Annotated in this window: 15 protein-coding genes; 6 read left to right on the top strand and 9 right to left on the bottom strand. The window is 74.1% G+C overall.

The window, feature by feature from the left end; all coding sequences use genetic code 11:
• Positions 1–49: 49 nt before the first annotated feature.
• Entirely contained in the window at positions 50–904 is an 855-nt protein-coding gene (locus tag LP52_RS08995; protein WP_040272345.1) for a maleylpyruvate isomerase family mycothiol-dependent enzyme, read from the top strand.
• Between the two features lie 33 nt (positions 905–937).
• Here the strand turns inward: LP52_RS08995 and pip are convergent, their stop codons facing one another.
• The gene (pip, locus tag LP52_RS08990) at positions 938–1,900 is read right to left on the bottom strand and encodes a prolyl aminopeptidase (protein WP_238580799.1); all 963 of its coding nucleotides are present in this window, start codon (positions 1,898–1,900) and stop codon (positions 938–940) included.
• A gap of 26 nt (positions 1,901–1,926) precedes the next feature.
• A complete protein-coding gene (locus tag LP52_RS08985) occupies positions 1,927–2,559 on the bottom strand; it encodes an NAD(P)-dependent oxidoreductase (protein ID WP_040272344.1) in 633 nt (210 codons plus the stop codon).
• Between the two features lie 112 nt (positions 2,560–2,671).
• Here LP52_RS08985 and LP52_RS08980 point away from each other — a divergent pair, with 112 nt between their 5' ends.
• Positions 2,672–3,286, top strand: coding sequence for a TetR/AcrR family transcriptional regulator (locus tag LP52_RS08980; RefSeq protein WP_157036277.1), 615 nt, complete (start codon positions 2,672–2,674; stop codon positions 3,284–3,286).
• A gap of 28 nt (positions 3,287–3,314) precedes the next feature.
• Here the strand turns inward: LP52_RS08980 and LP52_RS08975 are convergent, their stop codons facing one another.
• Positions 3,315–3,503 (bottom strand): PspC domain-containing protein, encoded by a 189-nt coding sequence (locus LP52_RS08975; RefSeq protein ID WP_040272343.1) that lies wholly within the window; start codon positions 3,501–3,503, stop codon positions 3,315–3,317.
• Positions 3,504–3,775: 272 nt separating this feature from the next.
• On the opposite strand from LP52_RS08975, the gene LP52_RS08970 reads away from it, so the two are divergent.
• Positions 3,776–5,884 (top strand): catalase, encoded by a 2,109-nt coding sequence (locus tag LP52_RS08970; RefSeq protein ID WP_040272342.1) that lies wholly within the window; start codon positions 3,776–3,778, stop codon positions 5,882–5,884.
• A gap of 72 nt (positions 5,885–5,956) precedes the next feature.
• Here LP52_RS08970 and LP52_RS08965 read toward each other — a convergent pair whose 3' ends face one another.
• Genes LP52_RS08965 through LP52_RS08955 form a run of 3 tightly spaced genes read right to left on the bottom strand, consistent with a single transcriptional unit; the run spans position 5,957 to position 7,505 of the window.
• Positions 5,957–6,415 carry a VOC family protein gene (locus tag LP52_RS08965; protein ID WP_040272341.1) on the bottom strand — a complete coding sequence of 153 codons (459 nt, stop codon included), beginning with the start codon at positions 6,413–6,415 and terminating at the stop codon, positions 5,957–5,959.
• Positions 6,416–6,461: 46 nt separating this feature from the next.
• Positions 6,462–6,947 carry a helix-turn-helix transcriptional regulator gene (locus LP52_RS08960; RefSeq protein ID WP_084723034.1) on the bottom strand — a complete coding sequence of 162 codons (486 nt, stop codon included), beginning with the start codon at positions 6,945–6,947 and terminating at the stop codon, positions 6,462–6,464.
• Between the two features lie 9 nt (positions 6,948–6,956).
• Positions 6,957–7,505 (bottom strand): ATP-binding protein, encoded by a 549-nt coding sequence (locus tag LP52_RS08955; RefSeq protein WP_052809623.1) that lies wholly within the window; start codon positions 7,503–7,505, stop codon positions 6,957–6,959.
• Positions 7,506–7,936: 431 nt separating this feature from the next.
• On the opposite strand from LP52_RS08955, the gene soxR reads away from it, so the two are divergent.
• On the top strand, positions 7,937–8,461 hold the full coding sequence (gene soxR / locus LP52_RS08950; protein ID WP_052809622.1) for a redox-sensitive transcriptional activator SoxR: 525 nt from the start codon (positions 7,937–7,939) through the stop codon (positions 8,459–8,461).
• 27 nt (positions 8,462–8,488) lie between these two features.
• On the opposite strand, the gene LP52_RS08945 is transcribed toward soxR, so the two are convergent.
• Positions 8,489–9,010 carry a hypothetical protein gene (locus tag LP52_RS08945; protein WP_040272339.1) on the bottom strand — a complete coding sequence of 174 codons (522 nt, stop codon included), beginning with the start codon at positions 9,008–9,010 and terminating at the stop codon, positions 8,489–8,491.
• Between the two features lie 175 nt (positions 9,011–9,185).
• On the opposite strand from LP52_RS08945, the gene LP52_RS08940 reads away from it, so the two are divergent.
• Both LP52_RS08940 and LP52_RS08935 read left to right on the top strand, forming a co-directional pair.
• Positions 9,186–10,103, top strand: a complete 918-nt coding sequence (locus tag LP52_RS08940) for an alpha/beta fold hydrolase (protein ID WP_040272338.1) — start codon at positions 9,186–9,188, stop codon at positions 10,101–10,103.
• Positions 10,100–11,008 carry an SDR family oxidoreductase gene (locus LP52_RS08935; RefSeq protein WP_040272337.1) on the top strand — a complete coding sequence of 303 codons (909 nt, stop codon included), beginning with the start codon at positions 10,100–10,102 and terminating at the stop codon, positions 11,006–11,008. The genes LP52_RS08940 and LP52_RS08935 overlap by 4 nt, the downstream gene beginning before the upstream one ends.
• 58 nt (positions 11,009–11,066) lie before the next feature.
• Here LP52_RS08935 and LP52_RS08930 read toward each other — a convergent pair whose 3' ends face one another.
• Both LP52_RS08930 and LP52_RS26390 read right to left on the bottom strand, forming a co-directional pair.
• Entirely contained in the window at positions 11,067–11,459 is a 393-nt protein-coding gene (locus LP52_RS08930; protein WP_040272336.1) for a VOC family protein, read from the bottom strand.
• Between the two features lie 51 nt (positions 11,460–11,510).
• On the bottom strand, positions 11,511–11,918 hold the full coding sequence (locus tag LP52_RS26390; RefSeq protein WP_157036276.1) for a hypothetical protein: 408 nt from the start codon (positions 11,916–11,918) through the stop codon (positions 11,511–11,513).
• Positions 11,919–12,153 lie beyond the last annotated feature (235 nt).

The following is a 12,153-nucleotide window of genomic DNA, read 5'->3' as shown; positions in this document are numbered from 1 at the left end:
GCGGGAAAAGGACGGGACACCCCGCTCGCCGGTGGGCTAGCGTGCGCGTATGACCCCACACGCGTGGCTGGGAGAACCCGTCGACGCGCGCGGGAGCTTCGGCCCCGAACGCGCCGCGCTGCTGGAGCTGCTGCGGTCTGTGGAGCCCGGGCAGTGGCGGCGAACCGCGCTGCCCGGCTGGAGCGTGCGCGATGTGGCCGCCCACCTGCTCGGCGACGACTACGCCCGCCTGGCCTGGATGCGCGACGGCCACGACACCGGGGCCGCGCCGCGTCCCGGCGAGGCCTTCGAGGCCTTCATCCACCGCAGCAACCGCGAGTGGGTGGAGGCCTCCCGCCGCATCAGCCCGCCCATGCTGGTGGAGACCCTGGAACTGACCGGCGGCCACGTCGCGCGGATGTGGGCCCGAAGCGACCTGCACGCCGTCGGCCGGCCCGTCAGCTGGGCCGGGGCGGACCCGGCGCCGCTGTGGCTGGACTGCGCCCGCGATCTGACCGAGTACTGGACCCACCGCCAGCAGATCCGCGCAGCCCTGGGCCGTGCCACCGAGGGCACCCCGCCGGCGCCGCCGGTGCCGCCGGTGGTGCTCGACACCTTCATGCGGGCCCTGCCCCACACCCTGGCCGACGTCTCGGCCCCGGCCGGGACCCGCGTGCGCGTGGTCGTCGACGACCAGGCGGAGCTGGCCTGGACGGTGCGCGCGGCCTCGGGCGGGGGCTGGGAGATGGAGCACCGCCTCCCCGCGGCGGCGGATCCGGCCGCCCAGGTGGAGTTGGACGCGGCCACCGCGTGGCGGTTGTGCGTGCGCGCGATCGGACCGGCCCAGGCGCGCTCGCGCGCCCGCCTGCGGGGCGAAAGGCGCCTGGCCGAGGCCGTCTGCCGGATGGTTTCGATCATCTACTGAAACCGGCCGGGGCGGCCTCCAAGGCCGCCGGGCTCACGCGGGCTTGGGCGCCGCTGCGGGCCCGTCGAGGGCGGCCAGCAGGCACTCGTTCATGCTCGGGCTGCCGGTGTGGCCGGAGTCCTCGACCACGTGCAGCTGCGACCGGGGCCAGGCGCGCTGCAGCCGCCAGGCGGTCTCCAGCGGCGAGCTCAGATCCAGGCGGCCGTGGATCAGCGTGCCCGGGATGTCCCGCAGCTGGTGGGCGCGCTCCAGCAGCGCGCCCTCCTGCAGCCAGGCGGCGTTGGCGAAGTAGCGGGTGCAGATGCGCACCAGCGCCAGCCGGTCGCGCTGGGGCCGGCCGGTGTAGGCGCGGGGGTCGCCTGAGACCTCGTGGCCGATGACCGCGTCCTCCCACCGCGTCCAGGCGTCGGCGGCCGCCTCCCGCACGGCCGCCTCGGGGTGCTCCATGCGTGCGGCGTAGGCGGCCACCACTCCTTCGTCGCCCGCGGCCTCGGGTACGGCCTCGCGGAAGCGCTGCCACTGCTCGGGCAGAAACCGGCCCACGCCGCGAAACAGCCAGTCGATCTCGCGGCGCCGCGTGGTGGTGACCCCGCACAGCACCAGGCGCGAGACCCGTCGGGGGTGGGACTGGGCATAGGCCAGGGCCAGGGTGGAGCCCCAGGAGCCGCCGTGGACCAGCCACCGGTCGATGCCCAGGTGGATGCGCAGCCGTTCGATGTCGGCGACGAGGTTGGGCGTGGTGTTGGCACTGAGGTCGGTGGAGGCCTCGGCCGCGTGGGGGCGGCTGCGTCCGCAGTTGCGCTGGTCGAACAGGATCGCGCGGTAGCGGCGGGGGTCGAACAGGCGGCGCTGGCGGGGTGTGCACCCGGATCCGGGCCCGCCGTGCACCACGAGCGCGGGCTCGCCGCGGGGGTGGCCGCAGGCCTCCCAGTAGCACCGGTCGCCGCCCCCGACCTCGAGCATGCCCTGCGCGTGGGGTTCGATGGGGGGATACACGGTCTGCAGACTAGCCCCCGGGCCCCTCAGTAGGCGGGCTGCACGCTCGCGCGCAGCGGTTCGCCCTTCTCCACGCACTCCAGCATGCAGTGGGCGGCGTCGGCGCGGCCGATGCGCATGCCGCCGCGCAGGTTGCGGCCCACGGCGGTGCGGTAGCGGCCGGTGTAGGGCTTGTCCAGCAGCTGGGGCGGGCGCACGATCGTCCAGGCCAGGCCGCTGGCGCGCACGGTCTCCTCCATGGCGGCCAAGTCGGCGAAGTGCTCGCGCAGGATGCGCTGCAGGAGGGGTTTGGCGACCAGGCGGGTGAGGGGGCCGTCGTCGGCGCCGGTGACCATGCCGGCGGCGCTGACCACCACGAGGCGCTCGACGCCGGTGCGCTTCATGGCCTCGGTGGTGGCTGCGGCCGCGCGGCGGCCGACGGTGGCGGGGCCTTTGCCGCGGTGGCCCAGCGCCGAGACCACGGCGTCGCGGCCCTCGATGAATCCGGCCAGCTCGCCGGGGTCGGCGACGTCGGCGCGGGCAAGTCTCAGGTTCTCGTGGGAGAAGTCCATGCGCGCGGGGTCGCGCACGAGGGCGGTGACGTTGTGCCCGGCCGCGCAGGCCTGGCGGGCGAAGGCGCGGCCGAGGCCTCCGGTGGCGCCCATGAGGGTGAGGTTCATCGTATGGCTCCTTGGTGAGTGAGTGCCTACTAACCATTAGTATGGGTAAGTACTCACTCACTTGTCAACGCCGCCGAGACCCATCGACCCCGAGCCGACCGCGGGAGCCCACGTGAGCACACGCGAACGCATCCTCGACGCCGCCTACCAGGTCATGCACACCCACGGCCTGGCCCACTCCACCACCAAGGAGATCGCCCGCGCCGCCGGCTACTCCGAAGCCACCCTCTACAAGCACTTCCGCGACAAGACCGACCTGTTCACCGCCGTGCTCATGGAGCGCCTGCCCAGTGCACTGCCCGCCCTGCTCTCCGGGCTCGCCGACCGCGCCGGCCGCGGCGATCTGGCGGCCACCCTGGAGGAGGTCGCCCGCGCGGCGATGGCCTTCTACACCGACGCCTTCCCCATGGCCGCATCCGTCTTCGCCGAGCCCGCCCTGCTGGCCTCCCACCGCGCCGCCCTGGCCGAACGCGGCGCCGGCCCCGGCACCGTCAGCGCCGCCCTGGCCGACTACCTGGAGGCCGAACGCCGCGCCGGCCGGCTGGCCCCCTCCGCCGACCCCGCCAGCCTGGCCGACCTGCTGCTGGGCGCCTGCTTCCAGCACGCCTTCCTCAGCCACTTCCCGGGCCCGCGCGAGCGCGCCGCCGAAGAGCACCGGCGCCTGGCCCGCGACCTGGTGGCCGCGCTGCTGCAAAGCGCCGCGCCCCCCGACCGGCCCGCCCGCTGAGGCGCCCGCACCGGCCCGCCCGCGGCGCTCAGCCCTCGCGGGGCATCACGATCCACAGCGCGATGTAGATGACGAACTGCGGCCCGGGCAGGACGCACGAGACGACGAACAGCAGCCGCACCAGGAACGACGAAAGCCCGAAGCGGCGTGCCAGACCGCCGCACACCCCGGCGATGATGCTGTTGTCGCGGGTCCGCACGAGACCACTCGATGCCATATCCCCACTGCTCCTTTCGCGAAAATCGCTTCCGCCCCGCACCGGATCCCCGATCGGGGCACGCACGCCCCTTCTACCCGGATCGCTTCGCGCAATCCCCTTTCCGCCCCAACGCCTGGGCTGCGCGCGCCCCGGCGCAACCCCCGCGTCCCCGCCTGCTGGTTTGCGCCCTGCGGATGCGGTCAGCGGGGCGGCGGGACAATACCGGCCCGAGCGCCGCGCAGCCGTGCCCGGGCCAGGCGAGGGAATCGAAGCAGCGAAGGGGCACCGCCATGTCCGAGTTCTCCCGCGATCAGGAAGCGGCCGACGAGAAGGACCGCCAGCTCGACCAGGTCCGCGACGCGTCGGACGAAGCGCTGACCACCAACACCGGGGTCCGCGTCGACGACACCGACAACTCCCTCAGCGCCGGTGAGCGCGGACCCACCCTGATGGAGGACTTCCACTTCCGCGAAAAGATCACCCATTTCGACCACGAGCGCATCCCCGAACGGGTCGTGCACGCGCGCGGCGCCGGAGCCTACGGCTACTTCCAGGTCTATGAGTCGATGGCGCGCTACACCCGCGCCGACTTCCTGACCGACCCCGGCCTGCGCACCCCGGTGTTCGTGCGCTTCTCCACCGTGGCCGGATCCCGCGGATCGGCCGACACCGTGCGCGACGTGCGCGGCTTCGCCACCAAGTTCTACACCCGCGAAGGCAATTACGACCTGGTCGGCAACAACATGCCGGTGTTCTTCATCCAGGACGGCATCAAGTTCCCCGACTTCGTCCACGCCGTAAAACCCGAGCCCGACAACGAGATCCCCCAGGCCCAGTCGGCCCACGACACCCTGTGGGACTTCGTGGGCCTGCAGCCCGAGACGCTGCACATGATGATGTGGCTGATGAGCGACCGCGCCATCCCGCGCAGCTACCGCATGATGCAGGGCTTCGGCGTGCACACCTTCCGCCTGGTCAACGAACGCGGCGAGGGCACCTTCGTGAAGTTCCACTGGACGCCGCTGCTGGGCACCCACTCCCTGGTCTGGGACGAGACCCAGAAGATCGGCGGCAAGGACCCCGACTTCAACCGGCGCGACCTGTGGGACTCCATCGAGCGCGGCCAGTTCCCCGAGTACGAGCTGGGCATGCAGCTGATTCCCGAATCCAAGGAGTTCGACTTCGACTTCGACCTGCTCGACCCGACCAAGATCGTGCCTGAGGAGCAGGTCCCGGTCACCCCGGTGGGCAAGATGGTGCTAAACCGCAACCCCGACAACTTCTTCGCCGAGACCGAGCAGATCGCCTTCCACACCGCACACGTGGTGCCCGGCATCGACTTCACCAACGACCCGCTGCTGCAGGCCCGCAACTTCTCCTACCTCGACACCCAGCTGATCCGGCTGGGCGGACCCAACTTCCAGCAGCTCCCGGTCAACCGGCCGGTGGCCGAGGTCAGCAACAACCAGCGCGACGGCTACAACCAGCACAGCGTCCACCGGGGCCGGACCAGCTACTTCCCCAACTCGCTGGGCAGCGGCTGCCCCTACCTGGGCGAAGCGCCCTACACCCACTACCAGGAGCGCGTCGACGGCGCCAAGATCCGCAAACGCAGCGAAAGCTTCAAGGACCACTACAGCCAGGCGACGCTGTTCCTCAACAGCCTCTCCGACCCCGAGCGCACGCACCTGACCTCGGCCTTCCAGTTCGAGCTGGGCAAGTGCGAGACCATGGAGGTGCGCGAGCGCGTCGTGGGGCACCTCAACCACGTCGACCACACCCTGGCCCGCGCGGTCGCCCAGGGCATCGGCGTCACCCCGCCCGCCGCCGAGGAGACGCCCAACCACGGCCGCTCCTCGCCCGCGCTCAGCCAGGCCAACACCCGCATGGACACCGTCTACTCGCGCCAGATCGCGGTCCTGGCCGACGAGGGCGTCGACGCCGCCGGGGTGACCCGCTTCCGCGAGGCCATGGCCGTGCAGGGCGCCGCAGTGGAGGTGCTGGCCCCCAACGACGGCCGGCTCAGCGCGGCCGACGGCCAGACGCTGGCGGTGGACCGGGCCCTGCACACCATGTCCTCGGTGCTTTACGACGCGGTGGTGGTGGCCGGCGGCGCCGGATCGGCCGCCTCGCTGGCGGGCAACGGTCTGGCGCTCAACTACATCGCCGAGGCGTTCAAGCACGCCAAACCGGTGGCGGCCCTGCAGGAGGGCGTGGGCGTGCTGGAGGCGGCGCCGCTGCCGCGGCTGCGCTTGGCCGGCGACGGCGACGCCGCGGTGGCCGACCAGGGGGTCATCACCCACCGCAGCGGCGACCCCGAGGAGTTCTACACCGCCTTCACCCGGGCGCTGGCCGGCCACCGGGTCTGGGACCGCCAGACCGCGGCCGTGCCGGCCTGAGGCGGCCCCGGCCGGGGCCGGGGCCCATCGTGCGGGGTGCGGGCCCGGCCCGCGCCCCGCACAGGCGCGGGATCAGCCTCCGGGCTCGAAGTGCTCGGCCATGGCGTCGGGATCCAGGGCCGCGGTGTTGAGCTCGTTGAGGCTGTACCAGTTGCCGAAGGGGTCGCGGAAGACCGCCTCGACGCCGTAGGGCACCTCGCGCGGCTCCTGCAGGAACTCCACCCCGCGCGCGGCGTAGGCGGCGTGGGTGGCGCGGCAGTCGTCGGTGTTCCACGCGCCGGCGCTCAGCGCCCCCTTGGCCACCAGGGCGCGGATGGTTCGGGCGGTGTCCTCGTCGTGCAGCGGCGGCCCGGGCACCTGCAGGCTCAGCTGGAAGCGGGGGTCGGCGGGGGGACCAACCGTCAGCCACCGCATCCCGTCGTCCATCGTCACATCGAAGCGCTCCTCGAACCCGAGCCGGTCGAGGAAGAACCGCTTGGCCTCCTCGTAGTCGAACACGAACACCCCCGCCACACCCAGCCTGGTGATCATCACCGGCTCCTTTCGCCCGCATCTGCTCGCCCTGTCGGATTCGACGCTAGCCCGCGGGCGCGGCACCGGGCTTCTCCCCCGTTGCTGCATCGGCGCCGCCCAGCGGCGCCGCGCCCATCAGCAGGAAGCACCCCGGAACCGGAAGGGGGGCGCGGGAGCACCACAGCGCCCGGTAGGCAGAGGGGGAGAGGCCCACCTGGCGGTGGAAGCCGGCACTGAAGGAGCCCAGGCTGGCGAACCCCACGGCATAGCAGGTCTCGGTGACGCCGTAGCGGCCCGAACGCAGCAGCTGCTGGGCGCGTTCGATCCGGCGCCGGCGCAGGTAGCCGCCGGGGCTTTGGCCGTAGGCCGCGCCGAAGATGCGCACGAAGTGATACAGCGAGTATCCGGCCGCCCCGGCCACCGCCGACATCGCCAGCGGCTGGGCGTAGTCGCGGTCGAGCATGTCGCGTCCGCGCCGCAGCGCGACCAGCGTCTGCAGCGCCAGCGACCCCGGCGGGGCCGCGGCGGGCGGGGACCGGCGCCGGGTCATGGCTTCAGCTTATCCCGGCGCGCCGCGGCGCCCGTGCCCCTCGCCCTCGCTGCCGTCCTGCTGCGATGCCGACGCGGTGGCCAGGCGGCACCAGACGGTGTGGCCGCGCGGGTCGGGCGGGGTGGTGGTGCCGCACTCGCCCTCGCACAGCGCGGCGACGAACCCCAGTCCGCGGCCGTTCTCGGCGGCACCGTCGTCCATCGTCGAGTCGTCGATGCGGGGCAGGGTGGGCCGGCCCGGGCGCGGTCCCATGTCGGCCACCTCCAGGCGCACCCGCCGGCTGTCCTGCCACAGCCGGGCGGCGAAGGTGCCGCCGGGCAGGCCGGACGCGGAGTGGCGCACCGCGTTGGTGGCGAGTTCGCTGGCGCACACCAGCAGGTCCTCGACCACCGCGGGCGGGTGCTCGTAGGGGCCCCGGCGCAGGCACCGGGCGACCCAGTCGCGCAGCGCCCCCACGCTGGCGGCCTGCCCGGCGAAGGACATCCGGTGGTCGGGTTCGCCCGCCTCGCCCGGTGCGCGAGCGCGCGGGGGCGCAGAAGACTCGGTTTCGGCCGTCATATGGTGCACCACGGTGTCGCTCCCCCTGATTCCGCCGACGCTGGCAGCGCCCTGCGGCGCGCCGGCGCGCGGCTGCTCCCCCGTTGTCCCCTCGGGCGCGCGGCCGTCTCCCCCTTCGGCCCGCGCCCGGGTGCGCGTCCTCGGTGTGCTCCCGGCGGCGACAGCCGGGGAACCTCCGACCCTCCGGTGTTCGCGTCGGCGCGGTGCTCCTCGCGGCGTCGCCGGGCCTGCTTCGCCGACATCGGTCGATGTCTCCACAGACCGCTACCGCAGAGCCTGCGGCGGTAAACAATGTACAACTCCACTGCCGCTTACCGCGGGCGATACGCCAAACACGTCCTATGACCGGCCGCCGGACCGCACGTGTGCGGGGCGGGCCGGGACCGGGTGCTAACCTCAAGTGGAGTTGATGTTGTCGCGGAGGAGGCGCCATGACCGGCCAGCCGTCGTGGAAGGCCAAAGAGCTCACGGTGGGCCAGCTCGCCCAGCGCAGCGGTGTGGCGGTCTCGGCGCTGCACTTCTACGAGCGCAAGGGCCTGATCACCAGCCGCCGCACCGCCGGAAACCAGCGCCGCTACCGCCGCGACACGCTGCGCCGGGTCTCCTTCATCCGGTTGGCCCAGCGTGTGGGCATCCCGCTGGCCGACATCGGCGAGGCCCTGGAGTGCCTGCCCCAGGCCCGCACCCCCACCCGCGAGGACTGGGCGCGGCTGTCCCAGACCTGGCGCGACGGGCTGCAGGAGCGCATCGACCAGCTGGAGCGCCTGCGCGACGACCTGACCGACTGCATCGGGTGCGGATGCCTGTCGCTGGAGCGCTGCCTGCTGTCCAACCCCCACGACCGCCTCGCCGACCAGGGGCCGGGCCCGCGCCGGCTGCTGACCCCCGCCGCCCGGGCCCGCACACAGGCGCCCGAGGACGGCGCCGCGGAGTCGGCGTGCGCCCCGGACTGCTGAGGCCGGCGCGCGGGTGCACGCCGCGCCTCAGCCGCGCCCCCGCAAGGGCTCCAGCTCCTCGGGCGCGGCGATGCGGCGCAGTTCGGCCGGGCCCGGGCCGGGAGCCGGCGTGAACACCCGCACCATCACTCCACCGGAGTCCAGCGCCCCGCCCACCCAGGCGTGGGTGCTGGCCAGCACGGTCAGCTCCCGGGCGCACCCCTGAAGGACGACGGTGCCGCTGGACCAGGCCGCATCGGGGCCCAGCGCGAAGGACTGGGCACTGGCGGGATCGCGCGCCCGCCGCTCCATCAGCTCGCGTTCGGCGCAGAAGGCGCGCAGCTCCCGCCCGCCGTCGCCGGCGCCCGAGAAGCGGCGGCTGGCGATCTCCACATCGGGACCGGTGTCGGGACCTTCGGGGGTGGAGCCGAAGTCGACCACGGCCTTGAGCAGCCCCGGGCCCTCGGGGTCGAGCGTGGTGGAGCTGATGCGCCCGCGCCGCGGCTCGCCCACCGGGGCATACAGCGCGAGCCCCGCCAGGATCGTCTCGAGTGTGAGGTCCCGGTCCACGTGGCGGCCTTCCCGATCGCACCTGCGCTGGTTCGGCCCCGAGTCTAGGCCGGTGCGGGCGCGGTGGGGCCGCACCGGCCCGATGTGACACAACTCTTTCAATGATCATTGTCATGGTCTAGGCTCGGTCCCCATCCCCACCCGGACGCCCGACGGCCCCCAGGAGCAGCCGATCATGACCACCTCCGCCGCACCCGCCCCCCGGCAGAGCCTGACGGTGCACTCAGCCGACGGCACCCGCCTGCACACCGAGATCCACGGCCCCCCGCAGGCGCCCGCGGTCGTACTCGCCCACGGCTGGACCTGCTCCACCCACCTGTGGCACCCCCTCATCGACCACCTCGGCGACCGCCTGCGCCTGATCTGCTACGACCAGCGCGGCCACGGCAAAAGCCAGGCCCCCCGCGCCACCGGCTACCACACCGGCGCCCTGGCCGACGACCTGATCGCCGTCATGGACACCGCCCTTCATCCCGGCGAACGCGCCGTCGTCGCCGGCCACAGCATGGGCGCCATGACCGTCATGGCCGCCGCCGACCGCCCCCGCTTCACCGCCCGCACCGCCGCCGCCCTGCTGGCCAGCACCGGGCCCAGCGACCTGCCCCGCACCTCGCGCGTGGTCCCCGGCGCCGCCCGCTCCCCCCGCTTCGCCACCCTCGCCCACCGCACCCTGCTCACCGCCCCCCTGCCCCTGGGCCCCCGCAACCGCCTCACCCGCGCCGCCCTGCACTACGCCACCATGGCCGACGGCGCCGACCCCGCCATGGTCGACCTGTGCACACAGATGGTCCACGCCGTCGCCCCCGCACCCCGCGCCCGCTGGGGCCGCGTCCTGGCCGGCCTCGACCTCGACCGCGCCCTGGGCAACCTCCAGGCACCCACCCTCGTGCTCGCCGGGACCGACGACCGCCTCACCCCCCTGGTCCACGCCCACCGCATGGCCCGCCTGCTGCCCGACTGCCGCGACGTGGTCGAAGTACCCGCCGCCGGCCACATGACCCCCCTGGAGGCCCCCGACGCCCTCGCCCGCACCCTGACCGAACTCACCGACACCCACCTCCCGCCCCGAGACCGCCACGAGGAGACCGCATGAGCAAGCGCCGCCACCCCGCCCTGGAAGGCAAGGTCGCCGTGGTCACCGGCGCCGCCCGCGGACTGGGCCGCCTGCTGGCCCTGCGCCTGGCCCAGGAAGGCGCCCACCCCGTCCTGGTCGGCCTCGAACCCGACGAACTCGACGCCGCCGCCGCGGACTGCCCGGGCCAGGCCAGCGTCTTCGAAGCCGACGTCACCGACGCCGACGCCCTCGCCGACATCGCCGCCCGAATCGAGCAGCACCACGGCCGCATCGACATCGTCGCGGCCAACGCCGGCATCGCCACCGGCGGCCCCTTCGACCAGACCCCCGCGGCCGCCTTCGACCGCGTCATCGAGGTCAACCTGCTCGGCAGCATCGCCACCGCCCGCGCGTTCCTGCCCGCCCTGCAGCGCAGCCGCGGCTACCTGCTGCAAGTGGCCTCCCTCGCGGCCCTGACCCCCGCCCCCCTCATGGGCGCCTACTGCGCCTCCAAATCCGGCGTCGAGGCCTTCGCCCACTGCCTGGCCCCCGAACAGGCCCCCCACGGCGTCGGCGTGGGCGTGGCCTACCTCAGCTGGACCGACACCGACATGGTCCGCGGCGCCGACAGCGACGCCGCCCTGCGCACCATGCGCCGGCGCCTGCCCTGGCCCATGAACCGCACCTACGCGCCCGAGCCGGCCGTCGAGCGCCTGCTGGCGGGCATCGCCCGCCGGCGCCGCCACGTCTACGCACCGCCCTGGCTGCGCACCGTCCAAGGCCTGCGCGGCGCCCTGCCCGCCCTCGTCGGCGCCTTCGCCCCCCGCGAGATCAACCGGCTCAGCGACCAGCTGGAAGCCACCCGCCACCAGCGCGTCGCAGCGGTGGGCGCCGGCGGCGCCGCCGACATGCGCGCCCGCTCCGAGCACCCCACCACCGACTGAACCGGCCCTCGCCCCGGCGCGCACGCGCCGGGGCGCACGCGCCGACGGGGCGGCCGGCTCAGTCGCGGCGGCGGATCGGGTGGTCCTCGGGCACCTCGACCACCACCACCCGCAACCCGTCGGGATCCTCCAGCCACATCTCCACCAGCCCCCAGGGCTCGCGCACCGGCTCGCGCGCGATCACCGCGCCGCGCCCGGCCAACTCCTGGCGGGCCTGCTCCACGTCGGGCACCTGCAGCCACAACTGCACCGGCTGCGGCGCCGGCGCAACCTCGCTGCGCCCCGACAGCTCCAAGAACCCCCCGCCCAGGAAGAACACGGTGCCGTAGGTGGCGCCGCCGGTGTTGAACTCCCGGTAGATCGCCAGGCCCAGCACATCGCGGTAGAAGGCGCGGCTGCGCTCCAGGTCGGTGGGGTGCACCAGAACACGGCTGCTGACAACGTTGACCATGGGCCCGAACCTACCCACCGCGCCCCAAAGCCACCGCGCCCGGCGCCGGACCTACTCCACGACGATGTCGGCGCGCACCACCCGCCCCGCGACCACCTCCACGCCCTGCACACTGCCCTCGGCGGCACCGCAGCGCGCCGACAGGGTGTAGGTGGCCTCAGGCAGCGACCAGGAGTAGCGGCCCCGGGAGTCGCTGACCACCGCGGCCTCGGGCAGGCGCGGCGCCGAGGGCGACGACGCCCGGGCCTGCAGCGGGCAGTGCGAACCCGGCGCCCCCTGCACCCGCATCACCCGCCCGCGCACCCCGCTCTGCGCCGCCGGCTCCGAGGCCGATTCCGCTTCCGCCGGCGCCCGGCCGCCGGCGCGCCCGTGCTCGGCCCCCGCCGAGACCAGGCCGCAGCCGCCGGTGCCCGCCAGCACCGCCACCAGTGCCGCCACCCACACACCGCGTCCGCGCATCGGGCCCCCTCCCGCCGCGTAGGCGCATGCGCCGCGCCGGCGCCCCCGGCCGCCGCGGCGCACAACCGTGACGATCAGGCGCATCCGGAACCGAAGCACCGATTCCGCACCCTTAGGTTGCGACTGCCCCCAACCGCCGCCTCCTACCCCGCCCGGTGCCGACACCGCCCGACTGCACACCCCCCCACACACGAAAAAAGGGGCCAATCACCACGGATTGGCCCCCGATCGGCCC

Source organism: Streptomonospora alba, from assembly GCF_000826685.1.
GTDB classification, from domain to species: Bacteria; Actinomycetota; Actinomycetes; order Streptosporangiales; family Streptosporangiaceae; genus Streptomonospora; species Streptomonospora alba.
This window is presented reverse-complemented; position numbering and strand designations above follow the sequence as displayed.